This window comes from Streptomyces avicenniae (genome assembly GCF_000719135.1).
Classification (GTDB): Bacteria; Actinomycetota; Actinomycetes; order Streptomycetales; family Streptomycetaceae; genus Streptomyces; species Streptomyces avicenniae.
In genome coordinates this window covers 625,684-652,248 of sequence record NZ_JOEK01000001.1, presented here as the reverse complement: position 1 = coordinate 652,248, position 26,565 = coordinate 625,684, and the positions used below count along the sequence as shown (strand labels likewise).

At 73.2% G+C, this 26,565-nt stretch carries 27 protein-coding genes and 1 tRNA gene; 12 read left to right on the top strand and 16 right to left on the bottom strand.

What is annotated here, in order from left to right:
* Window positions 1-253: 253 nt before the first annotated feature.
* The 3 genes from IF27_RS03075 to nth are packed head-to-tail and all read right to left on the bottom strand — an operon-like array spanning window position 254 to window position 3,003.
* The gene (locus IF27_RS03075) at window positions 254-1,453 is read right to left on the bottom strand and encodes a MarP family serine protease (protein WP_052847637.1); all 1,200 of its coding nucleotides are present in this window, start codon (window positions 1,451-1,453) and stop codon (window positions 254-256) included.
* Between the two features lie 13 nt (window positions 1,454-1,466).
* Window positions 1,467-2,153 carry an NUDIX hydrolase gene (locus IF27_RS03070; protein WP_052847636.1) on the bottom strand — a complete coding sequence of 229 codons (687 nt, stop codon included), beginning with the start codon at window positions 2,151-2,153 and terminating at the stop codon, window positions 1,467-1,469.
* A gap of 31 nt (window positions 2,154-2,184) precedes the next feature.
* Window positions 2,185-3,003, bottom strand: coding sequence for an endonuclease III (nth, locus tag IF27_RS03065; RefSeq protein ID WP_052847635.1), 819 nt, complete (start codon window positions 3,001-3,003; stop codon window positions 2,185-2,187).
* Window positions 3,004-3,247: 244 nt separating this feature from the next.
* On the opposite strand from nth, the gene IF27_RS03060 reads away from it, so the two are divergent.
* Window positions 3,248-3,922, top strand: a complete 675-nt coding sequence (locus IF27_RS03060; protein WP_052847634.1) for a Crp/Fnr family transcriptional regulator — start codon at window positions 3,248-3,250, stop codon at window positions 3,920-3,922.
* Between the two features lie 15 nt (window positions 3,923-3,937).
* On the opposite strand, the gene IF27_RS03055 is transcribed toward IF27_RS03060, so the two are convergent.
* Window positions 3,938-4,768: an MBL fold metallo-hydrolase gene (locus IF27_RS03055; RefSeq protein WP_052847633.1), complete on the bottom strand. Its 831-nt coding sequence runs from the start codon at window positions 4,766-4,768 to the stop codon at window positions 3,938-3,940.
* Window positions 4,769-4,772: 4 nt separating this feature from the next.
* On the bottom strand, window positions 4,773-5,555 hold the full coding sequence (locus IF27_RS03050; RefSeq protein WP_052847632.1) for an NUDIX hydrolase: 783 nt from the start codon (window positions 5,553-5,555) through the stop codon (window positions 4,773-4,775).
* A gap of 109 nt (window positions 5,556-5,664) precedes the next feature.
* On the opposite strand from IF27_RS03050, the gene IF27_RS03045 reads away from it, so the two are divergent.
* The 5 genes from IF27_RS03045 (at window position 5,665) to IF27_RS03025 (ending at window position 10,102) form a co-directional block, all read left to right on the top strand.
* Window positions 5,665-6,216: a hypothetical protein gene (locus IF27_RS03045; RefSeq protein WP_052847631.1), complete on the top strand. Its 552-nt coding sequence runs from the start codon at window positions 5,665-5,667 to the stop codon at window positions 6,214-6,216.
* Window positions 6,213-6,788: a SigE family RNA polymerase sigma factor gene (locus IF27_RS03040; protein WP_110945465.1), complete on the top strand. Its 576-nt coding sequence runs from the start codon at window positions 6,213-6,215 to the stop codon at window positions 6,786-6,788. Before IF27_RS03045 ends, IF27_RS03040 begins: the two co-directional genes overlap by 4 nt.
* A complete protein-coding gene (locus IF27_RS03035; protein WP_052847630.1) occupies window positions 6,748-7,425 on the top strand; it encodes a hypothetical protein in 678 nt (225 codons plus the stop codon). The genes IF27_RS03040 and IF27_RS03035 overlap by 41 nt, the downstream gene beginning before the upstream one ends.
* Before the next feature lie 68 nt (window positions 7,426-7,493).
* A complete protein-coding gene (locus IF27_RS03030; protein ID WP_052847629.1) occupies window positions 7,494-7,931 on the top strand; it encodes a nitroreductase family deazaflavin-dependent oxidoreductase in 438 nt (145 codons plus the stop codon).
* 53 nt (window positions 7,932-7,984) lie between these two features.
* Window positions 7,985-10,102 (top strand): nuclease-related domain-containing DEAD/DEAH box helicase, encoded by a 2,118-nt coding sequence (locus IF27_RS03025; RefSeq protein WP_110945464.1) that lies wholly within the window; start codon window positions 7,985-7,987, stop codon window positions 10,100-10,102.
* Window positions 10,103-10,249: 147 nt separating this feature from the next.
* On the opposite strand, the gene IF27_RS03020 is transcribed toward IF27_RS03025, so the two are convergent.
* The 5 genes from IF27_RS03020 to IF27_RS03000 form a co-directional block, all read right to left on the bottom strand.
* Entirely contained in the window at window positions 10,250-11,356 is a 1,107-nt protein-coding gene (locus tag IF27_RS03020) for a hypothetical protein (RefSeq protein ID WP_052847628.1), read from the bottom strand.
* Between the two features lie 96 nt (window positions 11,357-11,452).
* On the bottom strand, window positions 11,453-11,647 hold the full coding sequence (locus IF27_RS03015; RefSeq protein WP_052847627.1) for a hypothetical protein: 195 nt from the start codon (window positions 11,645-11,647) through the stop codon (window positions 11,453-11,455).
* A gap of 311 nt (window positions 11,648-11,958) precedes the next feature.
* Window positions 11,959-12,567 (bottom strand): hypothetical protein, encoded by a 609-nt coding sequence (locus tag IF27_RS03010; protein WP_110945521.1) that lies wholly within the window; start codon window positions 12,565-12,567, stop codon window positions 11,959-11,961.
* Between the two features lie 290 nt (window positions 12,568-12,857).
* Window positions 12,858-12,931: transfer RNA gene (locus IF27_RS03005), tRNA-Pro, on the bottom strand.
* Window positions 12,932-12,974: 43 nt separating this feature from the next.
* Complete coding sequence (locus tag IF27_RS03000) at window positions 12,975-13,916, bottom strand: metallophosphoesterase (RefSeq protein ID WP_052847626.1); 942 nt, start codon at window positions 13,914-13,916, stop codon at window positions 12,975-12,977.
* A 35-nt stretch (window positions 13,917-13,951) separates the two neighbouring features.
* Between IF27_RS03000 and IF27_RS02995 the strand changes: the two genes are divergently transcribed.
* Window positions 13,952-14,416: a GatB/YqeY domain-containing protein gene (locus IF27_RS02995; RefSeq protein WP_052847921.1), complete on the top strand. Its 465-nt coding sequence runs from the start codon at window positions 13,952-13,954 to the stop codon at window positions 14,414-14,416.
* A gap of 4 nt (window positions 14,417-14,420) precedes the next feature.
* Here the strand turns inward: IF27_RS02995 and IF27_RS02990 are convergent, their stop codons facing one another.
* Window positions 14,421-16,694 (bottom strand): transglycosylase domain-containing protein, encoded by a 2,274-nt coding sequence (locus IF27_RS02990; RefSeq protein ID WP_110945463.1) that lies wholly within the window; start codon window positions 16,692-16,694, stop codon window positions 14,421-14,423.
* A gap of 341 nt (window positions 16,695-17,035) precedes the next feature.
* Between IF27_RS02990 and IF27_RS02985 the strand changes: the two genes are divergently transcribed.
* Window positions 17,036-17,389 (top strand): WhiB family transcriptional regulator, encoded by a 354-nt coding sequence (locus IF27_RS02985; RefSeq protein WP_052847625.1) that lies wholly within the window; start codon window positions 17,036-17,038, stop codon window positions 17,387-17,389.
* A gap of 27 nt (window positions 17,390-17,416) precedes the next feature.
* Here IF27_RS02985 and bagB read toward each other — a convergent pair whose 3' ends face one another.
* Both bagB and bagA read right to left on the bottom strand, forming a co-directional pair.
* Window positions 17,417-18,649 (bottom strand): ATPase BagB, encoded by a 1,233-nt coding sequence (gene bagB / locus IF27_RS02980; RefSeq protein ID WP_476713050.1) that lies wholly within the window; start codon window positions 18,647-18,649, stop codon window positions 17,417-17,419.
* On the bottom strand, window positions 18,646-19,608 hold the full coding sequence (gene bagA, locus IF27_RS02975) for an ATPase BagA (protein WP_052847623.1): 963 nt from the start codon (window positions 19,606-19,608) through the stop codon (window positions 18,646-18,648). Before bagA ends, bagB begins: the two co-directional genes overlap by 4 nt.
* A 165-nt stretch (window positions 19,609-19,773) precedes the next feature.
* On the opposite strand from bagA, the gene IF27_RS30810 reads away from it, so the two are divergent.
* The 4 genes from IF27_RS30810 (at window position 19,774) to IF27_RS02960 (ending at window position 23,676) form a co-directional block, all read left to right on the top strand.
* Window positions 19,774-19,938: a Sp36 family protein gene (locus IF27_RS30810; protein ID WP_190232774.1), complete on the top strand. Its 165-nt coding sequence runs from the start codon at window positions 19,774-19,776 to the stop codon at window positions 19,936-19,938.
* Entirely contained in the window at window positions 19,935-20,426 is a 492-nt protein-coding gene (locus IF27_RS02970) for a RidA family protein (protein WP_052847622.1), read from the top strand. Before IF27_RS30810 ends, IF27_RS02970 begins: the two co-directional genes overlap by 4 nt.
* A 213-nt stretch (window positions 20,427-20,639) precedes the next feature.
* On the top strand, window positions 20,640-21,794 hold the full coding sequence (locus IF27_RS02965) for a hypothetical protein (protein WP_052847621.1): 1,155 nt from the start codon (window positions 20,640-20,642) through the stop codon (window positions 21,792-21,794).
* A gap of 64 nt (window positions 21,795-21,858) precedes the next feature.
* A complete protein-coding gene (locus IF27_RS02960; protein WP_052847620.1) occupies window positions 21,859-23,676 on the top strand; it encodes a S9 family peptidase in 1,818 nt (605 codons plus the stop codon).
* Here the strand turns inward: IF27_RS02960 and IF27_RS02955 are convergent.
* The 3 genes from IF27_RS02955 to IF27_RS02945 are packed head-to-tail and all read right to left on the bottom strand — an operon-like array spanning window position 23,609 to window position 26,444.
* Window positions 23,609-24,424, bottom strand: coding sequence for an SURF1 family protein (locus tag IF27_RS02955; RefSeq protein WP_052847619.1), 816 nt, complete (start codon window positions 24,422-24,424; stop codon window positions 23,609-23,611). The genes IF27_RS02960 and IF27_RS02955 overlap by 68 nt on opposite strands.
* A 29-nt stretch (window positions 24,425-24,453) precedes the next feature.
* The gene (locus IF27_RS02950) at window positions 24,454-25,791 is read right to left on the bottom strand and encodes a hypothetical protein (protein ID WP_052847618.1); all 1,338 of its coding nucleotides are present in this window, start codon (window positions 25,789-25,791) and stop codon (window positions 24,454-24,456) included.
* The gene (locus tag IF27_RS02945) at window positions 25,788-26,444 is read right to left on the bottom strand and encodes a SigE family RNA polymerase sigma factor (RefSeq protein WP_420821968.1); all 657 of its coding nucleotides are present in this window, start codon (window positions 26,442-26,444) and stop codon (window positions 25,788-25,790) included. The genes IF27_RS02950 and IF27_RS02945 overlap by 4 nt, the downstream gene beginning before the upstream one ends.
* Window positions 26,445-26,565: the final 121 nt, after the last annotated feature.

Sequence of the window (26,565 nt, the reverse complement as noted above, 5' to 3'; positions counted from 1 at the left end):
GCTGGACGCACGACTACCGTGACGTGGCACGTGATCGCAGCGGCGCTGGAGCCGCCGCCCCCGCGCAGAACGGCGCGCGGCGCTTCGAGGGCGCCGTCCTGCACGACTCACCTATCGGATTTCCGGATCTTCTGCGCCGCCGCGCACGCTGGGTCGGCGTGCGTCTGCGGCACCCCCGCGGCTGACGCGGACCCGAAGCACACCCGTCGCGCGCACAAGGACATCGCGATGACGCATCGAAGACCCCGCGCCCTCACATGGCGCAGGCCCCGCTGCCCACCGGCTCGTCGGCGGCGCGGCCCCGTGTGACCATCTCCCGTACCTCGTCGTTGGTGAGCGCGTACCCCGTGCGGGCGTCGTCGAGCGACTTCGCGAAGACGACGCCGAACACCTGCCCGTCCGGGGTGAGCAGCGGGCCGCCGGAGTTGCCGGGCCGGACCGTCGTGTACAGCGAGTACACGTCACGGCTGACCGTGCCGCGCCGGTAGATGTCGGGCCCGGTGGCGGGGAACCGTTCCCGCACCCGGGCCGCCCGCGCGTCGAACGGGCCGCTCTCCGGGAAGCCGACGATCACCGCGCCGTCCCCCGAGACGGCGTCGCCCTCGCTGAACTCCAGCGCGGGCGCGTCGAGGTCCGGCACGTCGAGGACGGCGATGTCGCGCTCCCAGTCGTACAGGACGACGCTCGCCGTGTAGAGCCGTCCCTCGCCGCCGATCTGCACCGTGGGCTCGTCCACCCCGCCGACGACATGGGCGTTGGTCATCACCCGTTCGTGGGAGAAGACGAAGCCGCTGCCCTCCAGGACCTTGCCGCAGCTGACGGCCGTGCCGACGACCTTCACGACCGACCCGCGCGCCTCCTCGACCATCGGGTCGCGGGCCAGCTCCGGGTCGGGCGGCGGGACATGGGTGATCGTCTCGCCGCCGAACGGGGCGAAGACCTGCGGGAAGCCGTGCTGCGCGAGGACCGAGCTGAAGTCGGTGAACCAGCTGTTGGCCCGCTCGGGCACCACCCGGGAGACGCCGAGCAGCACGCGGGAGGACCGCACCTCCCGGCCCACGGTCGGGAGGGTCGTCATCGCGAGCGCGGAGCCCAGCAGCCAGGCGACGAGCAGCATCGCGAGGACGTTCACCAGCGCGCCGCCCGTGGCGTCGAGGGCGCGGGCGGGCGTCCAGGTGATGTGGCGGCGCAGCCGGTTGCCCCAGTGGGTGGTCAGCGCCTGGCCGACGGAGGCGCAGACGATGACGGCCAGCACGGCGGCGACCACGCCCGCGCCGCCCGGCTCCGCGCCGTCGCTCACCTCGCGCCAGACGACCGGCAGCGTGGAGACGGCGAGCAGGCCGCCGCCGATGAAGCCGCTGACCGAGAGCACACCGACGACGAAGCCCTGCCGGTAGCCGATCGCCGCGAACCACACGGCGGCGAGCAGGAGCAGGACGTCGAGCACGTTCATGCCCGCAACGGTCTCACGCCCCGTGGTCGAGTGACAGCTCGCGGTCGCGGTCCCAGGGCAGCTCCCAGCCCGCGTGGTGGAGGATGCGGTCGATCACCCCGGCGGTGAACCCCCAGACGAGGGTGCCCGCGACCTCGAAGCACGGCCCGCGGTAGCCGCTGGGGTGCACGGCGGTGCCGCGGTGGCGCCGGTCGGCCAGCAGGCTGACGGGGACGGTGAACACGCGCGCGGTCTCGTCCTGGTCCATCGCCGCGACCGGCGAGGGATCGCGCCACCAGGCCAGGACGGGCGTGACCACGAAGTCGCTGACCGGGATGTACAGCTTCGGCAGGGTGGCGAAGACGCGCACGCCCGACGGGTCAAGGCCGGTCTCCTCGTGGGCCTCGCGCAGCGCGGCGCGCAGGGGGCCCTCGCCCAGCGGGTCGCCGTCCTCCGGGTCGAGGCTGCCGCCGGGGAACGAGGGCTGGCCCGCGTGGGCGCGCAGGCTCGTCGCCCGTTCGAGGAGGAGCAGTTCCGGGCCGTCGGCGCCCTCGCCGAAGAGCACGAGCACCGCCGACAGCCGCCCGCCGTCCGGGGGCGGCAGCCAGCGGCTGAGCTGGCGGGGCTGGATGGTGAGCGCCGCGTCCGCGAGGGGGCGCAGCCACGGCGGCAGCGCGTCACGGTCCGCTCGGCGGACGTCTGTCCTGTGCGCGCTGGTCATGGGCTCCTCGGCGACGGTGCGGGGGCGGACTTCAGGGCGCGGGCTCGGCGGGCTTGCCCGGGTAGTCGGGCGGCGGCCTGAGGCGCTGCCCCGGCTTGCCGCCCTTCTCGTACTTGAGGAGCTTCTGCGCCTTCTCCGGGTCGGTCTCGCCCTCGCCGAAGGAGGGGCACAGCGGGGCGACGGGGCAGGCGCCGCACGCGGGCCTGCGGCTGTGGCAGATGCGGCGGCCGTGGAAGATGACCCGGTGCGAGAGCATCGTCCAGTCCTTCTTCGGGAAGATCGTGGCCACGGCGTGCTCGATCTTGACCGGATCGGTCTCCTCGGTCCAGTTCCAGCGGCGCACCAGCCGCTGGAAGTGGGTGTCCACGGTGATCCCCGGGTGGCCGAACGCGTTGCCGAGGACGACGTGCGCCGTCTTGCGGCCGACGCCCGGCAGGGAGACCAGGGCGTCGAGGTCGTCGGGCACCTCGCCGTCGAAGCGGTCGCGCAGCGCGGTGGCGATGCCGAGGAGCGCCTTCGCCTTGCTCCGGAAGAAACCGGTCGGGCGGATCAGCTCCTCCAGCTTCGCCGGGTCGGCCACCGCGAGGTCGTCGGGGGTGGGGTAGGCGGCGAAGAGGCGGGGCGTCGTCTGGTTGACCCGCAGGTCGGTGGTCTGGGCGGACAGGACCGTCGCGACGAGCAGCTCGAACGGGTTCTCGAAGTCGAGCTCCGGGTGCGCGTACGGGTAGGTCTCGGCGAGGACCCGGTTGATCTTGCGGGCGCGGCGGACCATCGCGAGCCGACTCTCCGGCCCTCCCGCGGTGCCGCGCGCACCCTGTTCGCTGACAGCGGAATCCTGGCGTGGGTTCACCCGGTCGGTCTCTCCTTCTCAGGTCGCACCTGCAACTGCCACCACACAGGGCCACACGCCCCGTTGGCCACCCGGCCAGCGTAAACGGGCGAGGGGACATTCGCCCGGCTCCCGGCCGAATCGCTGCCCGAACGGGCCCCTGGCGTAGGAGGACCGGCCGTGGTGCGTCAAACTTGTGACTGATAGCACTGCCGAGGCGTCCGGCATGATGAGGACGTCACCCGGCCGACAAGGAGAGGAACTCGTGGACGACGTTCTGCGGCGCGCCCCGCTGTTCGCGGCGCTCGACGACGAGCAGGCCGCTGAGCTGCGCGCTTCCATGACCGAGGTCACCCTGGCCCGCGGCGACACCCTCTTCCACGAGGGCGACCCGGGCGACCGCCTGTATGTCGTGACCGACGGGAAGGTCAAGCTGCACAGGACCTCGCCGGACGGCCGCGAGAACATGCTGGCCGTCCTCGGTCCTGGCGAGCTGATCGGCGAGCTGTCCCTCTTCGACCCGGGCCCGCGCACCGCGACCGCCACCGCGGTCACCGAGGTGCGGCTGCTCGGTCTCGGGCACAGCGACCTCCAGCCGTGGCTCAGCCAGCGCCCCGAGGTCGCCGCCGCCCTGCTGCGCGCCGTCGCGCGCCGTCTGCGGCGGACCAACGACCAGATGTCCGACCTCGTCTTCTCCGACGTGCCCGGCCGCGTCGCCCGCGCGCTGCTCGACCTGTCGCGCCGCTTCGGCGTGCAGTCCGACGAGGGCATCCACGTCGTGCACGACCTCACGCAGGAGGAGCTGGCCCAGCTGGTCGGCGCCTCCCGCGAGACGGTGAACAAGGCGCTCGCCGACTTCGCCGCCCGCGGCTGGCTGCGCCTGGAGGCCCGCGCCGTGATCCTGCTCGACATCGAACGGCTGGCGCGCCGGTCCCGCTGAGCGGCGGGGCGCGGCTCAGATCAGGCCGCGCTCGCGCAGGTAGTCGAGCTGGGCCCGTACGGACAGCTCGGCCGCCGGGAGGACGGCGGGATCGACGTCCGCGTACACCCGTGCCACGACCTGGGCCGGGGTACGCAGGCCGTCCTCCACCGCCGTCTCGACCTGCGCCAGCCGCGTCGCGCGGTGGACGAGGTAGTAGTCGATGACCCCCTGCGCGTCGCGCACCACCGGGCCGTGGCCCGGCAGGACGGTCCGTACGCCGTCGTCCACGGTCAGGGCGCGCAGGCGGCGCAGCGAGTCCAGGTAGTCGCCCAGCCTCCCGTCCGGATGGGACACGACGGTGGTGCCGCGCCCCAGGACCGTGTCCCCGGTGAGCACGGCCGCCTCGGCGGGGAGCAGGAACGACAGCGAGTCCGACGTGTGGCCGGGCGTGGGCACGACCACCAGGTCGAGCCCGTCCACCGTCAGCGACTGCCCCGCCGCCAGCCCCTCGTCCCCCAGGCGCAGCGCCGGGTCGAGGGCGAGGACCGGGCTGCCGGTCAGCTCGGCGAAGCGCGCGGCGCCCGCGGCGTGGTCCGCGTGCCCGTGGGTCAGCAGCGTGTACGCGACGCGCCGCCCGGCCCGTTCCACCACGTCGGCCACCCGCCGCAGATGCCCCTCGTCCAGCGGCCCGGGGTCCACGACGACGGCGCGGCGCGCGCCGGGCTCGGCGAGCACCCAGGTGTTGGTGCCGTCCAGGGTCATCGCGGACGGGTTGGGCGCCAGGACGAGGTGGGCGCGCTCGCCTTCGGGGCCCGGGGTCACGCGCGCCGCCGGACGGCCCGGCGGGATGACGGCGTCGGTCATCGGATCACTCCCTCGTCGTCGGACTGTCCGTCGGCGGGCTGTTCGGCAGCCGGATGTCGAACTCCGCGTGCCCCGGCCAGCGCACGACCAGCGCGTCCCCGTCCGTCCCGACCCGCGCCAGGACCGGCTCGGGCGGGGGCGAGGCGGCGGCGGCGTCCCGTACGTCCACGGCCCGCGCGGCGGCGTCCGCGTACGGGACGAGGCGGCGCAGCGTCGCGACGGTCGGCGGCAGCATGGCGTACGTGCCCCGCGCGTAGTGGGCGAGCGCGTCGGCGGGGCGGAGCCAGGCGGTGCGGTCGGCCTCCGTGGAGGCGTTCCGGCAGCGCTGTCCCTCGGGGAGCACGGCGAGCCAGAACCAGGTGTCGTAGCGGCGCGGCTCAAACTCGGGGGTGATCCAGCGGGCCCACGGCGCCAGCAGGTCCGTGCGCGGGACGAGGCCGCGGCGTGCGAGGAGGGCGGCGAACGGCGCGTCACCCGGCCTCTCGGGCACCGGTCCGTCGGCCGGGCCCGCGAGCAGCACGCCGGTCTCCTCGTACGTCTCGCGGACCGCCGTGTGGGCGGGCGACGCGTCACCCGGCTCGACCGCGCCGCCCGGGTACGCGTACATGCCCGCCGCGAACGCCATCGACGGGCGGCGGCGCAGCAGGAAGACCTCGATCCCGGCGGCGCCGTCCCGCAGCAGCAGGACGGTGGCGGACGGCCGGGGCGTCACCGGAGTCAGCTCGCCGCGCGCCAGCGCCCCGACGCGCCGGGGCCAGTCCGCCGGGAACCACCTGCTTCGTCCCATGCGGCGGATGCTACGCGCCGGGCCGGGCCGCCGACAGAGGGATAGAAACGGGGGGCGCCCCGCGTCTGAGTCGTGTCATCGTCCGGCCGACAACCCGAGGAGTCCCCCCGTGACCGCCACCCGTACGCTGCACCGGGCCCTGCTGGTGGGCGCCAGCGCCACCGCCGCCTTCCTGCTGACCACCACAGGGAGCGCCGTCGCCGGCGACCTCGAACCCCTGGAGGTCCAGCCCTACACGGCCGTGCCCATCGACGACGGGACGGTGATGGGGCTGCTGACGGAGGGCGCGCAGAACTACGTCGTCTCCGACCCGGCGTACTTCGACGAGGCGATCGAGACCGCGCGTGACCTGACGGGCGACAGCCTGCTGCCGGACAGCATCAGCGTCGGGACGTCCGTGGAGGACGGCGAGACCCAACTCGTCACCGGCGCGTGGCGGCTGGCGGAGATACCGGACGCGATCATCATCGTCCCCGAGGGTGCGGACTGGGGCTTCGCCGCCCAGATCGTCCACCTGCCGGGCGCCCCGGGCTGGGGGACGTACTACTTCGACGCCGACACGGAAGGCGGGCACTCGGGGCTGCCGACGGCGTACACCGTCGTCGCCTACGACGCGGACGGCGAGGTCTTCGACGAGGTCGAGGTCACGCCCTTCCCGTGACGACGGATGCGGAGCAGGCGTTCCGTGCGTACGCGGCCGGTCGCTGGCACCGGCTGCTGCGCACGGCGTTCCTGCTCACCGGCCACCACCACGACGCCGAGGACCTGGTCCAGGCGGCGCTGGCGCGGGCGTACGTGAAGTGGGAACGGGTGCGGCGCGCGGACGACTCCGACGCGTACGTGTGGCGGATCATGATCAACCTGCACCGTGACCGCGTCCGGCGGGCGGGCGTGCCCGAGTGGCTGACGACCCGTTTCCCCGAGCGGACCGGCGGTGACGGGGCGGAGCAGATCGCCGTCCGGGACGCACTGGTACGCGCGCTGCTGCGGCTTCCGGCCCGGCAGCGCGCGGCCGTCGTGCTGCGCTACGCCGAGGACCGCAGCGAGAGCGAGGTCGCGGCGCTGCTCGGCGCGCGGCTCGGGACGGTGCGCAGCCAGACGGCGCGGGGGATCGCGCGGTTGCGGGAGGACGGGGCGCTGCGGGAACTGCTCGCGGGTGTCGCGGCGGTTGACAGGAAGGAGACGGTGCCCCGTGGGGGACGAGCACGCGGAACTGCGCCTCGTCGGGCGTGAGTTGCGCCGGGCGGCGGCGGAGGGTGTCGGGGGCGCCGGTCCGGCGCCGGTGGACGCGCTGGTGCGGCGGGGGCGGCAGGCGCGGGCGCGGGGGCGGCGGCGGCTCGCGGTGGGGGCGGCGGCGCTGGCGGCGCTCGTCGTGCCGCTGGGGGTGACGGTCGCGGTGCAGCGCGACGCGCCCGCCGTCCCGGCGCCCGCGGCGGCGGAGGGGCCCCGGGTGGTGCGGCCCGACGTGCCGACGCCGATCGGGGAGAACCTCGTGATGGCGCTGCGGGACGGGGACGGGCCGCGGTACGTCGTCGCGTCGCCCGGGACGTTCGCGTCGCGGATGACGGCGGCGGACTACATCCCGGGGACGGCGCTCGCGCCGGACTCGGTGACGCTGAGCGTGTACCGCACGAAGGCGGGGATCGCCGCCGTCACGGGCACGTGGAGCGCGGCGGCCCCGCCGTCCCGCGTGACGGTGACGGCGGGGGGGCGGACGTACGAGGCGGACCTGCTGCGCCTGCCGGACGGGGGGACGTGGGGCGCGTTCTACGTGACGGACGTCCCGCCCCTGACCGTCGGCACCCTCACGGCCACGGCCTACACCACGGACGACTCCCCGCTCGCCGAGGCGACGGCGGACGCGGGCTGACGTGCGGCGCGGCGGGGGTGTGGGCTAGGGTGCTCCGGCTAGACAAGTTTGATTAGCTCGGAGGAATCATGCAGGACGAGACGCCCACGGACAGCCCCACGGGGTGGGTCGCGGCGCACATCCGCCGCTACGAGCGCAGCGGCGGCAAGGAAGGGCACACCTGGCACGGCCTCGACACCCTGCTCCTGACCACCCGCGGCCGGAAGTCGGGCCTCCTGCGCCGCACCGCCCTCATCTACGGCCGCGTCGGCGTGAACCTGATCGTGGTCGGCTCCAACGGCGGCGAACCCGTGCACCCGCTCTGGTACCTCAACCTGGCCGCCACGCCGGAGGCCCACGTACAGGTCGGCGAGGAGCACGTGGACGTGCGGGCGCGCACGGCGACGGCCGAGGAGAAGCCGGAGCTGTGGAGGCGGATGACCGAGATCTTCCCCCAGTACAAGAGCTACCAGAAGAAGACCACGCGCGAGATCCCCGTGGTGATCCTGGAGCCTCTCGCCGGGTGACCGCCGTCGCCGATCGCCTTATGATCGCTACCCTGCGTACGGGAGGGCAGGGTATGACGGCTGGCGGATCAGCGTCGCGGCGGGCGCAGGAGGCACGGCGGCAGGAGCGGCTGCTACGGGAGCAGTGGCAGAGCGCCCGGCAGGAGGCATACCGCTGGGAGGCTGCCAGCGAGGGCGAACGCCGCGTCGCGGCGCAGCTGTTGGTACTGACCAGTCGTGGGTGGCGGCTCCTGGTGGACCGCAGGTGGCCGGGGACACGGGCGGCCAACGTGGACATGCTGCTGGTCGGCCCCGGTGGGGTGTTCGTCCTGGACGTCAAGAACTGGCGGTCCGTCCCGGAGGCCGTGGGCGGGAAGCTCATGGCCGACGGCGAGAACCGTGACGCGCACGCGGCCAAGCTCCTCGCCGTCACGCGGCTCGCCGAGTCGGCGGTGGCGTCGCTGGGGATGTCGCCGGTCGCGGTCCAGCCGCTCATGGTCTTCGCGGGGCACCGCGTCAACGGGGAGTTGGGGCGGATACGGCTGCTCGGCGAGCACGAGGTCGGGCCGGCCCTGCTCTCGGAGTGCCATCGGCTGCGTGCCGAGTCCGTCCGCGCCATCGCCGACCACCTGGAGCGCGTCTTCCCGGAGTACGCGGGGTCGTCGATCACGCAGGCCCCACCGCCCGCTCGGGCGACACCGTCCGACGACCGGGCGGCGGACGGCCTGTTCGACCTCGCGGGGCTCCGCGAAGCGGCTCTCGCCGACGCGATGCGCGCACCGATCGAGCAGTGGATGACCTTCCTCCACCCCGACCAGGTCGCCCTGGTGCGCCGCAACTGGGCGGGCCCCGCCCGGATCGGCGGCCCGGCGGGCACCGGCAAGACCGTCGTCGGCCTGCACCGTGCGGTCCACATCGCCCAGCGCACCACGGGCAGGGTCCTCTACGTCACGTTCGCCAACAACCTGCCCCGGGTGCAGGCGACGTTCCTCAGAGCCATGTCCCCCGCCGTGGCCGACCGTATCGACTTCCGCAGCCTGCACTCCTGGGCCCAGGAGTTCCTGCACGACCGCGGCATCCCGGTCCGGTTGCACGGCGACAAGGCCCAGACCGCGTTCAGCCTCGCGTGGAAGCACGTCGGCCGCGACAGTTCCCTGGCCGAGATCGACGCGGCTCCCGGGTACTGGAAGGAGGAGATCGACCATGTCATCAAGGGGCGCGGCATCACCTCCTTCGACGAGTACGCCACGGTCCCCCGCCGACGCCGTCGCGCGAGCTTGCGGCGGCCTCATCGCCTCGCCGTCTGGGCGCTGTTCGAGGCGTACGAGTCCCTCCGCGTCCAGCGCGGCGTGCACGACTTCAACGACGTCCTCACCCTCGCCCTCGGGGAGGCGCGCCGTCATGAGGAACGCCGCCCCTACGCCGCGGTGATCGTGGACGAAGTGCAGGACCTGACCCTGGTGGGTGTCCAGCTCCTGCACGCTCTCGTCGGTGACACCCCCAACGGACTGCTGCTCGTCGGCGACGGCCAACAAGCCGTCTATCCCGGCGGGTTCCGCCTCTCCGACGCCGGTATCGACATCCGCGGCGATCGGGGGCAGGTCCTGCGGACCAACTACCGCAACAGCAGGGAAGTGCTCGAGACGGCGCTCGCGGTCGTCGCCGACGACTCCTTCGAGGACATCGACGGACTGCGCACGCCGGGACGCCGGGACGTCGATCTCACCTACCACGACGGCCAGGTGATCCGCGTCTCGAAGCCGACTCGGGCCGAGCACGACCAGGCGCTGCTGAACGCCCTGGCCGCGCTGCCGCCCCCTGCCCGTGCGGACGCCGCGGTGCTGTGCCCGTCCATGCGCGCCATCGGCCACTACCAACGGCTCCTGCAACGGGCGGGCGTGCCCGTGTGCCTGTTGGAGCGCTACGACGGCCATCCGGTCGAAGCGGTCAAGCTGGGGAGTTACCGCCGGGCCAAGGGGCTGGAGTTCAAGCACGTCTACCTCCCCGAGCACGACGCCGCCTTGGCGAACGGACCCCGGCCGCCCGTCACCGAGGCGTCCGAAACGGAACGCGAGCGCGACGAACTCTCCCGCAGCCAGCTCTTCGTGGCCATGACCCGAGCCCGCGACACACTCTGGCTCGGCAGCGTGCCCCGGCAGCAGGAAGGCGACGACGGCCCACGACAGCCGTGAGGGCTCCTCCGCCCACCGAGATCGTCTTCCGAACGAACCCGAGACACGGAAGGGGCCTCATCCGTGATACGGATCAGGCCTAGGCCTGTAGCTCGCCGGAGTGGTCAGGCGACGGACGAATGGCGGGTGGGTGGCCTCCCGCGCCGGTTACTTCGTGGCAGCCCCGGGGCGCGGGGTGGTCGTCAAGCGCAGCACAAGCAGCAGTTCGCGGAGCACGGCTTGCAATTGTGCCCGCGGTGGCACGTCGCCCATGCCGATCAGGCTTCGGTCGTTGTTCATCTGCCGGTGCATCGCGTCGTTGGCGGTGAATCGGTTCTCCGCCAGGAGCTTGGCTCTCGACTTGTCGGCGTCCGTGCTCCAGGAGTGGCTGCTGACCACACCACCGAACGTCTTCTGTCCGAACGCCGGCGGGACGTTGTCCAGGATCGCCCGGATCAGGGCCTGGCACGTGTAGGGGTGGCGCGCGGCCACCGCGGCGTTCAGCTCACGCGTCAGGCCCATCAACTTGTCCAGGTTCCACTGTGTCCCAGCGCCCGCCTCCTCCAGATCCTCCAGCAACCCAGGCTCGATGTACGGCTCAACCGCCAGCTCGGTGTCACGGCGGGGGAACGGCGCCGCCGGGAGGGTTTCGGCGGCCCATTCCGCTGCGAAGGCGCACTGCTTCGTGACGTACTCCTCCACGGTCCCCACGCCACGGAACCGCAGAACGGTCCGCGTCAGCCCGAACGACCAAGTCGTTCCATCCGCGGCAGTGCTGCTGCCGTCGATGTTCAGGCCCGGCTCGCTGTGCGCAAACTTGACGAACTCATCCAGTAGGGCGCCCTTCATCCGGGGGACGGCACGCAGAAGTTCCTCCGACGTCATGGTCGGCTTTGCTGCCCCGTCCGGGTCGGGTCGGGCGGATAGGTACGCGTTGATCAGGTGGGGCATCGCGGCCACGAATGGCTCGCCAACGACCATGGCGAACTCCGGCAGCACGCGCGACGCGGCAATCGTCAGGCGTATCCGGTCCAAGCCGCTCAACCCCAGCGAGAAGGGCTGGACGAACCCGTAGGTACGGTTGTTCGCCCCGACCTTGGGCAGCGCCCGCAGCGTCGTCTCCGCATCCGCATCGCGGCCGTCCAGGAACCGTTGGACGTAGTCCCAGGTGGGCCAGATCCCCCGTTCGAGGAACGGACCGGCGATCGTCCGCAGTAGCAGCAGTTGATCGCCGGTCAGGTCGTGGGGGAGGTCGGTAAGCATGTCATCGGGCACTGCGGTCCTCACAGCGGGCGCAGGCGGGCGGGGAGCGTTGGGACGAAGACCGGCCGCCCGCGGGCGGCCTGCATGACACAGGGGGTCTGTGCGGCGTTACAGGTCCGACTCTGCGGGCGCCAGCTCGGTCTCGCTACCGGTCTGCAGCCAGTTCAGCAGCCGAAAGCCGCGCTTGCTCTGCTCAGGGTTTCCCCACAGCGCGGCTGAGAATGCTGCGACGCCGAGCACCATACAGGTGACGAGCATGAGCGTCTGCGGGCCGGTGAGCTGGGGCTGGCCTGGGGTGTCCATCGTTGTCCTTCGTGTCGGTCGGTGCAGGTGATCCAGCGTAGAACTGCTCGGGGCGCGGCCGTGCAGATATCCAGGGGAATGCCCCTGACCGAGTGGGGTGGTTGCGGATGTCGCACAGTCCACGCGGCCGGGGACTCACGAACCTGCGCGCTGGAGCCGGGCACGCTTCTCGCTCGGACCTCGGCCCTGGCTGCGGCCGGGTTCCGCACGTTCTCCTCCGGTGTGTAGCTCCTGGTTGGGGACGGTGGCGGCCGGAGACGGTGCTGCTCCTGGTGGATGCGCCCGGGCTCCAAGCTCCACTGCAGCTTCCATTAGCTCCGGTTGGGATGGTGGTTGGTGAAGACGGCGAGATAGCGGAACTCGCCCCGGGGGCCGTCTTGCAGTGAGTACGGCTGCCAGTAAAGGGGGTAGGTGTCGCAGAGGGCTCGGGTGTTGTCCGGGTAGTCGCCGCCGCCCCAGAGGAGTTGGCCCGTGAGGGTGCGGCCCTCGTGGAGGCGGAAGTCGCGGTCTCGGGTGTTGCTCTGCTTCGGCGATGTCCACAGGCCGGCCTCGTTGGTGATAAGGAGGGCCAGGCCGTTCTGGTTCGGGTTGCCGAAGCGCTCCAGGCGGGCGATGTCGGAGACGAAGCCCAGGCGGGCCAGGTCGGTGGCGGCGTGGGACTTCAGCGCGTACTCCTCCGGGGAGTGCCCCGCCGTTCCGGTCCACTGCGTCGTGAAGTACTTGAACTCGATGGCCGTGCGGGTTGTGGGGCCGATGCAGAGCAGGTCGAGATACTCGGCGCCTACCGCGTCGGGCGCGTTCTGGCGGACCTCCAGCCTGGACTCGATCTCGGGGGCCAGCTCCCACAGCACGCGCGCGAAGCTGTGCTGGAGGTCGCGCTCTGAGTGGAAGACCGGGCGGTCCTGCTGAAGCCGGGCCATGAGCTTCGCCAGTGAGACTTCGCCGGCGATGAGAGGTCCGGACGTCGTCACGGCCCCGACGCCCTGTTCCGCTGATCTTTCCTGCATGTGGCATCCCCCGGGTCGGTAGTCCGTGGAGGCGACCGTAGCGCCGTCGTGAGGGCCGTCTCAGGTGTTCCGCCGAGCTGGACCGCTCCCGCCTGGGGAGCCGGATGTTGAGGTTCGCACCCAAACGGCTTCCAAGACACCCCGGGAACGACTCAGGGCCCCGTCCTCAGTGAGGATCAGGGCCCTGAACTACTGCTATACCGTCGGGGTGGCGGGATTTGAACCCACGACCTCTTCGTCCCGAACGAAGCGCGCTGCCAAGCTGCGCCACACCCCGTCTTGCGGAAGCCACTCTAGCCGACCCGGCCGTGTGGGGGAAATCAGGTATCGCGGGGGGTCAGCGTCAGCAGCGTGGCCTCCGGCGGGCAGGCGAAGCGGACCGGGGTGTAGCGGTTCGTGCCGCAGCCCGCGGAGACGTGGAGGTACGCGCGGTGGCCGCCGGACTCGTGCGTGGACAGGCCCTTGACCCGGTCGGGGTCCAGGTCGCAGTTGGTGACGAGGGCGCCGTAGAACGGTATGCACAGCTGCCCGCCGTGGGTGTGGCCGGCCAGGATCAGGGGGTAGCCGTCGGCGGCGAAGGCGTCGAGGACGCGCAGGTACGGCGCGTGGACGACGGCGAGGGAGAGGTCGGCGTCCGTCGCGGGCCCGCCGGACACCTCCTCGTAGCGGTCACGGCGGATGTGGGGGTCGTCGAGGCCGGTGAGGGCGATGTCGAGACCGGCGGCCGTGAGGCGCCCGCGGGTGTTCGTGAGGTTGAGCCAGCCCGCGGCGTCGAAGGCGTCGCGCAGTTCCCACCACGGGTTGCGGGGGACGTTGCGCGCGGGCGAGTTGCCGTTGAGGCCGTGGCGCCCCGAGGCGCGCTCGGCGAGGTAGCGGGCCGGGTTGCGCAGCGCGGGGGCGTAGTAGTCGTTGGAGCCGAAGACGTAGGCGCCGGGGAATTCCATCAGCGGCCCGAGGGCGTCGAGGGCCTCAGGGACGCCGCCGGGGTCGGAGAGGTTGTCCCCTGTGTTGATGACGAGGTCGGGGCGCAGGCCCGCGAGCGCGCGCAGCCAGCGCTGTTTCTTGCGCTGGCCGGAGACCATGTGGATGTCCGAGACCTGGAGGACCCGCAGCGGCGGGGCGCCGGGGGGCAGGACGGGGACGGTCACCCGCCGCAGGCGGAAGGAGCGGACCTCGAAGCCCGCCGCGTAGCCGACCACGGCGGCGCCGAGACCGGCCACGGCGAGGCCGGTGGTGAGGGGGATGCGGTATCGCGCGCGCATGGGGACATCGTGTCACGGCTGTCACAATGGTGGGCATGACCTCCCTCAAGTCCCGTCTCCGCAACGACCTGACCGCCGCGATCAAGGAGCGTGACGAGCTGCGCTCCGCGACCCTGCGGATGACGCTGGCCGCGATCACGAACGAGGAGGTCGCGGGTAAGCAGGCGCGGGAACTCTCGGACGACGAGGTGCAGAAGGTCATCACGCGCGAGGCGAAGAAGCGGCGCGAGGCCGCGGAGGCGTTCACGCAGGGGGACCGGCCCGAGCAGGCCGAGCGGGAGCGGGCCGAGGGCGCGGTGCTGGCCGACTACCTCCCGGCGCAGCTGGCCGACGAGGAGCTGGACGCGCTGGTCGCGGACGCCGTCGCGCAGGCGCGGGAGGGCGGGGCCGAGGGGCCGCGGGCGATGGGCGCGGTGATGAAGATCGTGAACCCGAAGGTCGCCGGCCGGGCCGACGGCGGCCGGGTGGCCGCCGCCGTGAAGCGCGCCCTGGCCGGCTGACCGGTCAGTCCCGGGCGCCGGGCGGGAACTCGAAGTCGGGCAGGTCGATGTCCGGGAAGCCCGTGTCGTCGCCGCCGTCACCGGGACGGCCGCCGCCGTTGCCGTTGTCGCCGCCACCGTTGCCACCGCCGCCCGGCCGGTTGTCCCCGTTGCCGGGCCGGTCGTCATCGTCGTCGTCGCCGCGCTCGTTGCCACGCGGAACGTTGACGTCGGTGAACTGCGAGGGCGACGTCCCTTCGAGGGCGCCGATCATGGCCTGCCGCCAGATGGGTCCCGCGACCCCGGCGCCGCTGGCGCGGTCGTAGAAGGTGCCGCCGATGGTGACGTTCTCCATCGTGAACAGCTCGTTGTCGCCGCCGACGCGGACCGCGGTGGCCAGCTCCGGGGTGTAGCCGACGAACCAGACGTTCTTGCGCTCGTCGGTCGTACCGGTCTTGCCCGCGTTGTCCCGGTCGTCGAGGCCGACCCGGGCGCCGGTGCCGTCCTCGACGACGCCCGCCAGCATCTGGGTCACCGTGTCCGCGGTGTGGGCGGACATCACCTGGCTGCACTCGCTCTCGGGGACGGGGATCTCCTCGCCGTCCGCGTTGGTCACCGAGGTGATGACGACCGGGGTGCAGTACGTGCCGTGGTTGGCGAAGGTCGCGTAGGCGTTGGCCATCGCCAGGGGGGCGACGTCCTCGCTGCCCAGGGTGAAGGCGGGGACGACGCCGAGCGGCTGGTTGTCGCCGCGCTCGATGCCCATCTCACGGGCGAGCGTGACCGTCTCGCACAGGCCGGCGTCGCGTTCGAGCTGGGCGAAGTAGGTGTTGATCGACTCGCCGAGGGCGCTGGTCATGTCCCAGGTGCCGACCTCGTCCTCGCGCTCGTTGTTGACCTCCCAGGTCCGCTCGTCGGCGGAGCCCAGGGGGTTGTTGTCGCAGTCGCGGAAGTCGGACATGTCCAGGTCGATCCGCGCCTCGGTCTCGAAGGTCGTCGAGGGGCTGATCCCGGACTCGATGGCCGCGGCGGCGGTGATCGGCTTGATCGTCGAACCGGACTGGAAGCCGTAGGTCGAGCCGCCCATGGCCTGGGAGACGTTGAGGTTCAGCTGCGTCTGGTTCTGCTCCGGGTCGAGGCCGTACGGGCGGCTCTGCGCCATGGAGAGGACGTGGCCGGTGCCCGGCTCGACCTGGACGACGGACGCGACCGCGTCGTCGTCCTCGTTCGCGCCGTCGGCGGCGGCCTGGGCGGCGGCGTCCTGGGCCTGCGGGTCGAGCGTCGTGGTGATCGTCATACCGCCGAGTGCCCACAGGGCCTGGCGGTCCTCCTCGGTCTCGCCGAAGACCGGGTCGCTGAGGAACACCTCGCGGACGTAGTCGCAGAAGAACCCCGCGTCGTTGACCGCGGTGATGCAGCCGGTGCGGGGTTCGCTGACGTTGAGTCCGAGGTCGGACGCCTGTGCCTCGTCGGCCTCGGCCCGCGTGATGTCGCCCGACTCGACCATCTTGTCGAGGACGATGTTGCGGCGGGCGATGGCGCCGTCGGGGTTGCCGATCGGGTCGTACGCGGTCGGGGACTGGACGAGACCGGCCAGCAGCGCGGACTCGCGCAGGTCCAGCTCGGACGCGTGCTTGGAGAAGTAGAGCTGCGAGGCGGCCTCGATGCCGTACGCCTGGCGGCCGAAGTACGTGATGTTGAGGTAGTTCTCCAGGATCTGGTCCTTGGACAGTTCCTGTTCCAGCTGTATCGCGTACTTCATCTCGCGGACCTTGCGGCCCAGTCCCTCGGGGCCGCTCTGCGACATCGCCTCGGCGACGGCCTCCTGGTCGTCGCCCGCGGCCTCGACGAACACGTTCTTCACGTACTGCTGCGTGAGGGTGGAGGCGCCCTCCTCGACGCTTCCCGACTCGACGTTCCGGGTGAGCGCGCGGATGATGCCGCGCAGATCGACGGCGCCGTGCTCGTAGAAGCGGGCGTCCTCGACGGCGACGAGCGCCTGCCGGACCGTCTCGGCCATCTCGTCGAGCGGGACGACCGTGCGGTTGCGGTTGAAGACGTCCGCGATCTTGTTGCCCTCGGCATCGAGAATCGTCGTCTTCTGACTGAGCGGTGGCCGCTCCATCATCTCCGGAATGTCGTCGAAGCCCTCCATGGTTCCGGCGGCGGCGAGTCCGATGACTCCCGCGGCCGGCAACGCTAGACCTGCGAGTACCGCGCCGGACACGACGCTGACCCCGAGAAACTTGGCGATGTGCTGCGTCGCGCTCAGCCCGCCACCCGGACGCTTCCTACCCATGGCGGCAAGCCTACGTTCTCAAACGCCGGACAGGGGTCCAACTGTTCGCCTAGGCTGCTCACGGTTCAGACAAAATGACGGCAGTCAAGTGAAGGATCACCCATTGGGGTGAGTTTGTCGCGACGCCGTGCGCCCCGGATGCTTCCCTTCCGCCCGCCGCGCTCCCCGTTCACCCGTATGAGGGATCTCATACACGGCATAGTCCGAATGGGCCATGGGAGATTAGGCCCCATGGGGGTGTTGTGCTCTGGCTCCCGCCCGTAACGTCCTCAACCGGCGAGGCGAATATGCCGATCGCCGCCGTGGGGGAGCCTGTGTTTCGGGGAAGGACGGCACCGGCAATGAGCTGGCTTACGGACTGGACCGCGAAGGCGGCCTGTCGCACCACCGATCCGGACGATCTGTTCGTGCAGGGAGCGGCGCAGAATCACGCGAAGGCGGTCTGCACCGGCTGCCCGGTCAGGACGGAATGCCTGGCCGACGCGCTCGACAACCGCGTGGAGTTCGGCGTCTGGGGAGGGATGACGGAACGGGAACGGCGCGCGCTGCTGCGCAGACGTCCGACCGTGACGTCGTGGCGACGGCTGCTGGAGACGGCGCGTTCCGAGTACGAGCGGGGGGCGCGGCCGGTCGGCGGCGCGGAGGGGGCCGGGTTCGAGGGCCCGGAATTCGAGGAGTGGGCGAACGTGGGGTGAGCGCGGGGGCGCCGCCGGATCCGTCCGTCAGCCGGCGAGCAGGTCACCGACCGCGCGCAGGCCGGTCAGGTCGTGCACGTCGCCCGGCAGGGCGGCCACCTCCGCCACCGGCACCTCGGGGTGCACGGCGGTGAAACGGGCGCGCATGCGCTGTTCGCGCGCCAACTGCCGCATGCCTTCCGCGTGGACGCGCAGGAGACCGGCGGCGAGGGCGTCCGGTGGGGGAATGTCCGGATCGGGGGTCCGGCGGCCGTCCTCTGGGTCAGCATCCCCGGTGCGATGATCGTCCATGCCGGGCGGCGCAACTTTTTTTGCGTCCAGCGTCTCGGCCGCCGCCAGCGCACGCTCCGCGCTCAGTTCGGGCACGGCCGCGCCGTGGACGCGGTTGAGGACGAGCCCGGCGAGCGGCATGCGGTCGGCGGCGAGCCGTTCCACGAAGTACGCGGCCTCCCGCAGCGCGTCGCGCTCGGGCGCGGCGACGACGAGGAAGGCCGTGCCCGGAGCCTGGAGCAGCCGGTAGGTGGCGTCCGCGCGCGCCCTGAAGCCGCCGAACATGGTGTCCATCGCCGCGACGAACGTCTGCACGTCCCGCAGCAACCCGGCCCCCAGGACCTTGCCGAGGGTGCCGGTGACCATCCCGAGCCCGGCGACGCCCAGGCTCATCACCTTCCGCCCGGCCCGGCCGCCCGCCTTGGCCGGTGCCATCAGCAGGCGGAGGAAGCGGCCGTCGAGGAACGAGCCCATCCGCTGCGGCGCGTCGAGGAAGTCCAGGGCCGAGCGGCTCGGCGGCGTGTCCACGACGATGAGGTCCCACGCGTCGCGCGCGGCGAGCTGCCCCAGCTTCTCCATCGCCATGTACTCCTGCGTGCCCGCGAATCCGGCGGAGAGCGACTGGTAGAAGGGGTTGGCCAGGATCGCCTCGGCGCGGGCGCGGTCGGCGTGCGCCTCGACGATCTCGTCGAACGTCCGCTTCATGTCCAGCATCATGGCGAACAGTTCGCCGCCCGCCGCCGTGGCGGTCCCCGGCACGGGGCGCGGCACGTTGTCCAGCTCCGTGAGCCCCATCGACTGCGCCAGGCGGCGGGCAGGGTCGATCGTGAGGACGACGACGCGGCGTCCGCGTTCGGCGGCGCGCAGGGCGAGGGCGGCGGCGGTGGTCGTCTTGCCGACGCCGCCCGAGCCGCAGCAGACGATGATCCGGGTCCCTGGGTCGTCCAGCAGCGGATCGACGGCGAGGGCGGGCACGGCGTCCATGGTCACCACTCCTGGTCGCGCAGCAGGCGGGCCAGCCGGTAGAGGCCCGCGATGTCGATGCCGTCCGCGAGCAGCGGCAGCTCGTGGAGGGGGATGCCGTGGCGGGCGAGTTCGGCGCGGCGCTCGGCCTCCAGGACGAGCCGGTGCGCGTACGCGCGGCCCTGGGCGAGCAGGGGCGCGGCCGTGCGGGCGGCGTCGGGCAGACCGGCGTCGGCGAGCGTGGCGGCCAGGGCGTGGAGGCGGGCGGGGTCGTCGCCGTAGGCGTCGGGGACGGCGGCGAGCACCGGGGGCCTGACCATGTTGACGACGGTGGCGCCGACCGGCAGCTCGGCGGCCCGCAGCTCGGCGATGCCGTCCGCCGTCTCCTGGACCGGCATCTCCTCCAGCAGGGTGACCAGGTGGACGGCGGTCTCGGGCGACCTGAGCACGCGCATCACGGCCTGCGCCTGGTGGTGGATGGGCCCGACCCTGGCGAGGCCCGCCACCTCGCTGTTGACGCCGAGGAAGCGGGTGACGCGGCCGGTGGGCGGCGCGTCCATGACGACCGCGTCGTAGACGAAGCGGCCGTCGGCGCCGCGCCGTCTGACGGCCTCGCACGCCTTGCCCGTCAGCAGGACGTCGCGCAGTCCCGGCGCGATGGTGGTGGCGAAGTCCACGGCGCCCAGGCGTCGCAGGGCACGGCCCGCGCTGCCGAGGCGGTAGAACATCTGGAGGTAGTCGAGCAGGGCGCGCTCGGCGTCGATGGCGAGGGCGAAGACCTCGCCGCCGCCTGGACCGATGGCGATGCGGCGTTCCTCGTACGGAAGGGCCTCGGTCTCGAAGAGCTGGGCGATGCCCTGGCGGCCCTCGACCTCGATCAGCAGCGTCCGGCGGCCCTGCTCGGCGAGGGCGAGGGCCAGCGCGGCGGCGACGGTCGTCTTGCCCGTGCCGCCCTTTCCGCTGACCACATGGAGTCTGCGCGCCACGCCATGCCTCCCGGATGCTCCCGACCGGCCCACGGGCCCCGGCCAGTCCGCCGGGACGGCCGCGTTCCGGCCCCACAGCGGCGAGCCTACGGGGCGCCGCCGGAGCGCGGACGGGGGGATCGGGCTCTGCGGGGCGGGGGGCGGCCAGGGCCTAGAGTGAGGCCCATGACCAAGTGGGAGTACGTGACCGTTCCGCTGCTGGTGCACACGACCAAGCAGATCCTGGACAACTGGGGCGAGGACGGCTGGGAGTTGGTGCAGGTCGTTCCGGGGCCGAACCCGGAGCAGCTGGTGGCGTACTTCAAGCGCCCCAAGGGCGGCCAGGGGTGAGCGCGGTCGAGGACCGGCTCGCGGAGCTGGGGCTGACGCTCCCGCCCGTCGTGCCGCCGGTGGCCGCGTACGTACCGGCCGTGCTGAGCGGCTCGTACGTGTACACGTCGGGGCAGGTGCCGCTGGTGGACGGCGCGCTGCCGTACGCCGGGAAGGTCGGCGCCGAGGTGACGCCGGAGCAGGCGCAGGAGTCGGCGCGGCTGTGCGCGCTGAACGCGCTGGCGGCCGTCAAGTCGGTCGTGGGCGACCTGGACCGGGTCGTGCGGGTCGTGAAGGTGCTGGGGTTCGTCGCGTCGGCGCCCGGCTTCACCGGGCAGCCGCTGGTGGTGAACGGCGCGAGCGAGCTGCTCGGCGCGGTCCTGGGCGAGGCGGGACGGCACGCGCGGAGCGCGGTCGGTGTGGCGGTGCTGCCGCTGGACGCGCCCGTGGAGGTGGAGATCCAGGTCGAGGTCCAGGTGGACGGCGGCGAGGGTCCGGCCGTCTCCTGACGCTTCACGCGGGGTCGTGCGAGACCCCGTGCGGCGCCCAAGCTCCGTGCCACAATGGCGCGTTGGTCCGAGGGGGCCGGTGCGGCCCGGGTGTGCGGAGGGTGGCGTGGGGAGAGACGATCCGCGGCGCGTCGGCCCGTTCCGGCCTGGAGGGGCGGACATCCGTGCCCCATTCGCAAGGGTGTTCTGGCCTGACGCGCCGGGCGGCGCGCGGTGAGCGCGCCGTTCGCGTACGAGCGGCATCTCACCGCCCGGCCCGAGCAGGCGGACGCGCTGGTCGATCTGTCCGACGTGGTGCGCGACGCCCGTCTCGGGCCGCCGGGGGCGCGGTCCCTGGACCGGCTGCGGCTGGTCATCCAGGCGCTGGGCGACCGGCTGCGGGACCGGTGGGTCCTGGTGCACGCCGTCGCCGATCAGCGGCTGCGGACGGCACGCACCGAATACCGCGACCGGCTGGACATCGACCAGCTGGAGCGGCTGGCCAAGTCCGGCCTCGTCACCGAACTGCCCGACGCGGACGGGCCGCTGCTGGACGTCGCCGGGATGACGGGTCTGCCGGTCATCAGCCACGACCGCTACGACGCCTTCCGCGCGCGTCACCCGTGGCTCCAGGGCAACACGACGCAGTTCCTCGCGCCCCGCGCGGCGCCCGGCCGTACCGTCCGGCTGGTGGAGCGTGACATGGGGGTGCGGCGGGTGGGGGCCGCCGCGCCGGGGCGGGGGCGTCCGGCGCTGCCCGAGGTGGTGGCCCGGCACTGGCGCTGTCCGGAGCGGGCGTGCTCCCTCTACGACCGCAGGCGCGGGGAGGCGGTGCTGCTGCCGCGCCTGCTCGACGGGGTGCCGTCGTGCGAATGGCACGAGGTCCCGCTGGCCGACGACGGGCCGCGGGCCGCGGTCGTCCAGCTGAAGTTGCTGTGCGGGCACGAGACGGTGCACCGGTTCACGCTCGACGCCGGGACCACGGCGGTCCTGGGCCGCGGGGGCGACGACCGGGAGGAGGACGGGGACGGGGACGGGGACGGCACGGTGCGCATGCTGGCCGTCGAGGGTCTGCTTCCGGCGGCCGAGGCGGGACGGATCGGCGGCCGTCAGCTGTGGATCCGGGTGGAGCCGGACGCGGTCCGGCTGCTCGACCTGAGCGGCGGACGTACCCGGCTGTGGCGTGCGGGGCCGGGGGGCGGCGGCTGGTCCGCGCTGAGCGGGGAGCGGCCCGTCGAGATGCGGGAGACCGATGTCGTCGAGGCGGCTCCCGGCGTCACCCTGGCGCGAGCCGGACGCCGCCTGCCCGCCGAGATCGCCGAGAGCTGGCGGCGGGCAGCCGCCGAGGCGGAACGGCGCGGTGGCGGCGATCCCGGCAGCGCTGGGTGAGCGGTCGATCACACGATGTTTCACGTGGAACATCGACACGCCGGGCATCAGGTAGAACGGACGAATGACTGACGCCAAGCCCGACGACCCTTCGCAGCGGCCCGACTGGGAGAAGCGCTTCCGCGCGCCGCGCGTGAGCCTCCCCCGCTGGGCCGAGGACGCACCCGACCGTTCACTGTTCGTCTCGAACGCCAGCGGCACGTTCGAGCTGTACGCCTGGGATCGCGCCACCGGCGACCAGCGCCGCGCCACCGACCGGCCGAACGGCACGGTGCACGGCACCCTCAGCCCGGACGGCGCCTGGATCTGGTGGTTCCGGGACACCGACGGCGACGAGTTCGGCAGCTGGGTGCGTCAGCCGTTCCACGGCGGCACGGACGAACCCGCCACGTCGGGGCTCGACCCCGCGTACTCCGCCGGGCTGGCGCTCGGCCGCGACGGCACCGTGGTGGTGGGCCGGATGACCGAGGAGGAGGGCACCACCGTCCATGTCCTGCCCGCGGGCGGCGGCGCGCCGGTGGAGATCTACCGGCACCGGCAGTCCGGCGGTGTGGGCGACCTCAGCCACGACGGCAGCCTGCTGGCGATCGAACACACCGAGCACGGCGACGCCATGCACTCCGCGATCCGCGTGGTGCGGCCGGACGGAACGCCCGTCGCCGAACTGGACGACACCGCCGGGGGCACGGTGGAACTGGGCCTGTCCGTCCTCGGGTTCGCCCCGGTGGACGGCGATCCCCGGCTGCTCGTCGGCCACCAGCGGCGTGGCCGGTGGGAGCCGATGATCTGGAATCCGCTGACCGGCGAGGAGACCGCGCTGGACCTCGGCCTGCCGGGCGACGTCGAGGCCGAGTGGTACCCGGACGGCAGCGGCCTGCTCGTGTCGCACAGCTACCGCGCCCGCGACGAGCTGTGGCGGCACGACGGCGGCACGGGCCGACCGGAGCGGATCGAGACGCCGCCCGGCACGATCCTGGGCGCGTCGCCCCGGCCGGACGGGTCGGTGGAGTTCCTGTGGTCGTCGGCCGCGGAACCGCCGGTCGTACGGTCCACGTCCGGCCGTACGGTGCTGGAGCCGCCGGGGCCGCGCGCGCCGCGGTCGGTGCCGGTGACGGACGCCTGGGTCGAGGGGCCGGGCGGCACGGTGCACGCGCTGGTGCAGCGTCCGGAGGGCGAGGGGCCGTTCCCGACCGTCTTCGACATCCACGGCGGCCCCACCGCGCACGACAGCGACGAGTTCGCCGCCGGGCCCGCCGCCTGGGTGGACCACGGCTTCGCCGTCGTCCGCGTCAACTACCGGGGCTCGACGGGCTACGGCCGCGCCTGGACCGACGCGCTGAAGCACCGCGTCGGGCTGATCGAGCTGGAGGACATCGCGGCGGTCCGCGACTGGGCGGTGGCCGAGGGGCTGGCCGATCCGGAGCGGCTGGTCCTCACCGGCGGCTCGTGGGGCGGCTATCTGACGCTGCTCGGCGTCGGCAGCAGGCCGGACGCCTGGACGGTGGGCGTGGCGGCGGTGCCCGTCGCCGACTACGTCGCGGCGTACGACGACGAGATGGAGGCGCTCAAGGCGCTGGACCGCACGCTCTTCGGCGGCACGCCGGACGAGGTACCGGACCGGTGGGAGGCGTCGTCACCGCTGACGTACGTGGACGACGTCCGCGCGCCCGTGTACATCTCGGCCGGGCTCAACGACCCGCGCTGCCCGATCCGGCAGATCGAGAACTACGTGGACCGGCTCGCGGCCCGTGGCGCGACGCACGAGGTCTACCGCTACGACGCGGGCCACGGCTCGCTCGTCGTGGAGGAGCGGATCAAGCAGGTGGCGCAGGAGATCCGCTTCGCGCAAGCGCATCTTCCCGGGACTGCTGCGGCGGGATGAGCCCCAGCTCCGCGTCACGGCGCAGCTCCACCTCGCGCCGCACGAGGCGGAACCACATGAAGACCGTGAAGGCCGCGAAGACGAACCACTCGGCCGTGTAGCCCAGGTTCTGGAACGCGTCCATGTCGAGGCCGGTGCCGGACGGCGCCGTGACGGGCACCGCCCGCATCGGCCCCTCGGCGTCCCGCACGGTCAGCCAGGCGTCGGTGACGGGGTAGGGCAGCACGTTGATCAGCGACGCGGCGCCGATCACGCCGAGCTGCCCGGACGGCAGCCCGCCGGTCGGCCCGTCCACCTCGGCGGGCGACTCGGGCGCCTGCACCGCGCCGGTGACGGTGACCTCCCCGGCGGGCGGCGGCGGGACGAGCGCGGCGTCGGCGGCGCCGGGGAGCCAGCCGCGCACGACGGGCAGCGCGGGCGTGCCGTCCGCCGGGTGCAGCATGGTGAGGACGTAGAAGCCGGACGTGTCGTCCAGCCGACGGCCAGGGACGAGCAGTTGGTGGTCCGCGTCGAAACTGCCGGTGACCTCGGCCTGCTCACCGGCGGTCTCGGTGGTCAGCGGCAGGAGGTCGGCCAGCGGGCGCGGCTCACCGGCGGACTCGGCCTGCTTCTGCTGGTGCCGGTGGACGTCCACCTGGTGTTCGAACCGCCCCAGCTGCCACATCCCGGCGATCAGACAGACCGGGATCGCGAGGATCACGAAGACATTGATCGCCCACCAGCGCGGTGTGAGCAGGAACCGGTACACGGACCCCACGGTACTGGGGCGCGCCGGGCTCAGACCGCCGGGGCCTCCAGAACGCCCGTGCGGTAGATGGTCCCGGAGCAGCTGCCCTGGAGGCGGATCTGCGCCGCCTCGGGCTCACCGGCCGCCGGGGTGTAGCGCAGGAGCACTCCTTCGGACGAGTCGCCGCCGCCGCCGGAACCGCCGGGGGTCGGGTCGCCGCCGCCACTGCCGCCGCCGTCCACCGGGGGCTCGGTGCCGCCGGTGTCCCCGGAACCGCCGCCCGCGCCGCCGCTGTCGCCCTCGCCGCCACCGCCGGTCGCCGGGTCGGTCGGCTGCGTGCTGCCGGTGTCGCCCGAGCCGCCGCCCGCCGCGGGCTCGCCCGAGCCACCACCGGCGGCCGGACCGCCCGTGTCGCCGCCGGTGTCGCCGCCGTCGGGGTCGTTCCCGGTCGGGTCGCCCGTGGGCGTGGAGCCGGGCTCGGAGCCGCCGCCCAGGTCCGTGCTGAGCCCGCCGTCGGCGGTGGGTTCCGCGGCGACCTCGCAGGAGCGGGCCGCGCCGGTGCTCGGCACCCACGCGAACCGGACCTCGTACGCCTCGCCCGGCGGGAGGACGAGCTCCTCCCGCGTCTCGTCGGGCGCGGGCAGGCCGGGGGCGCGGTCGCCCTCCGTCCGGTCGAGGACCTGGACGCGCGCGGCGGCCAGGCCGCTGTCGCCGAGCGGCAGGGCGAACAGATCGCCGCCGGTGACGCGGCAGGCGTCCGGGGAGACGTTCACCATGCGGATGGAGCCGTACACCCGGCCCTGCGCGTCGGGGGTGCCGGTGTCCGTGGTGACGCGGCCGAGCTGCCCCCGGTCGCACGTCGGCGAGGCGACGCCGAGGTCCCACGGGTCCTCGCCGTCCGCCTCCTGGCCGCCGCCGCCCTGCGGGGAGTCGGGGCCCGAGTCGTCGGGGCGGGGCTCGGACGACGAGGAGGACAGGCCGTCGGGCGGATAGGGGCCCGGCCCGTCGAGGTCGCCGCCCTGCTCGTGCGTGCCGTCCACGACGGCGCCCTCGTCGGTGCCGAGGGCCGTGCCGCGCGGGTTCGGGCCACCGGCGCCGCCGGTCGCCGACAGGACGAGGGGGGTGCCGATGCCGAGGAGCGCGACGGAGGCCGCCGCGCCGAAGAGCAGCTGCCGACGGCGGCGGCGACGCGTCACCACCGCGTGCCGCAGCTGGTCGAGCGTGCCCGCGGACGGATCGTGCGCGATGCCCTCCATCGTCTGGCGCAGCAGGCGGCGCAGGGCCTCCTCACCGGCGCCGTCCGGCGGCTCGGGGCCGTCCGGGACCCCCGCCACCGGGTCCGTCCGCCGCGGCTCGCGCGGCGGACGACCGGAGTCGCGGTCGGTCATCTGGCGTCCTCCATGGCGACGCGCAGCGCGGCGATGCCACGGGAGCCGTACGCCTTCACCGAACCGGCCGAGATGCCCAGGGTCCTGGCGACCTCGGCCTCGGTCATGTCGGCGAAGTAGCGCAGGACGAGCACCTCGCGCTGGCGGCGCTGGAGTCCGCGCATGGCCTTGATGAGGTCGGCGCGCTCCAACTGCTCGTACGCGCCCTCCTCGGCGCTGGCCATGTCGGGCAGCGGCTTGGAGAGGAGCTTGAGGCCGAGTATGCGGCGACGGAGGGTCGAACGGGACAGGTTCACCACGGTCTGGCGCAGGTAGGCGAGCGTCTTCTCCGGGTCGCGGACGCGGCTGCGCGCGGAGTGGACGCGGATGAACGCCTCCTGCACGACGTCCTCGCACGAGGCGGTGTCGTCCAGCAGCAGGGCGGCGAGACCGAGCAGCGAGCGGTAGTGCGCCCGGTAGGTCTCGGTGAGGAAGTCGATGGTGGTGCCTTCAGCCATCGTGCCGTCCGCGGCCTCGCCCCTGGCGTGTCGGCCTGCCGCCGAGGTCGCGGGGGCGGGCAGGGGCGCGATCACCGGCATGCCCCGCAGGCGTGGTGCTGCCGAACGCGGTAGGCGACGCGGGGGCGTTGTCGTGATGTCGAGTACCTCTGCCACGCCTGTTGGACACGCTCTCCCCCGCAAAGGTTGTACGGCGCGGGCGGGATGACGGCCGGCGGGTCCATCGTCGTCACTTCCACCACCTGCCCGTAGTCCTGTCCGATGGGCGTCCCGACGG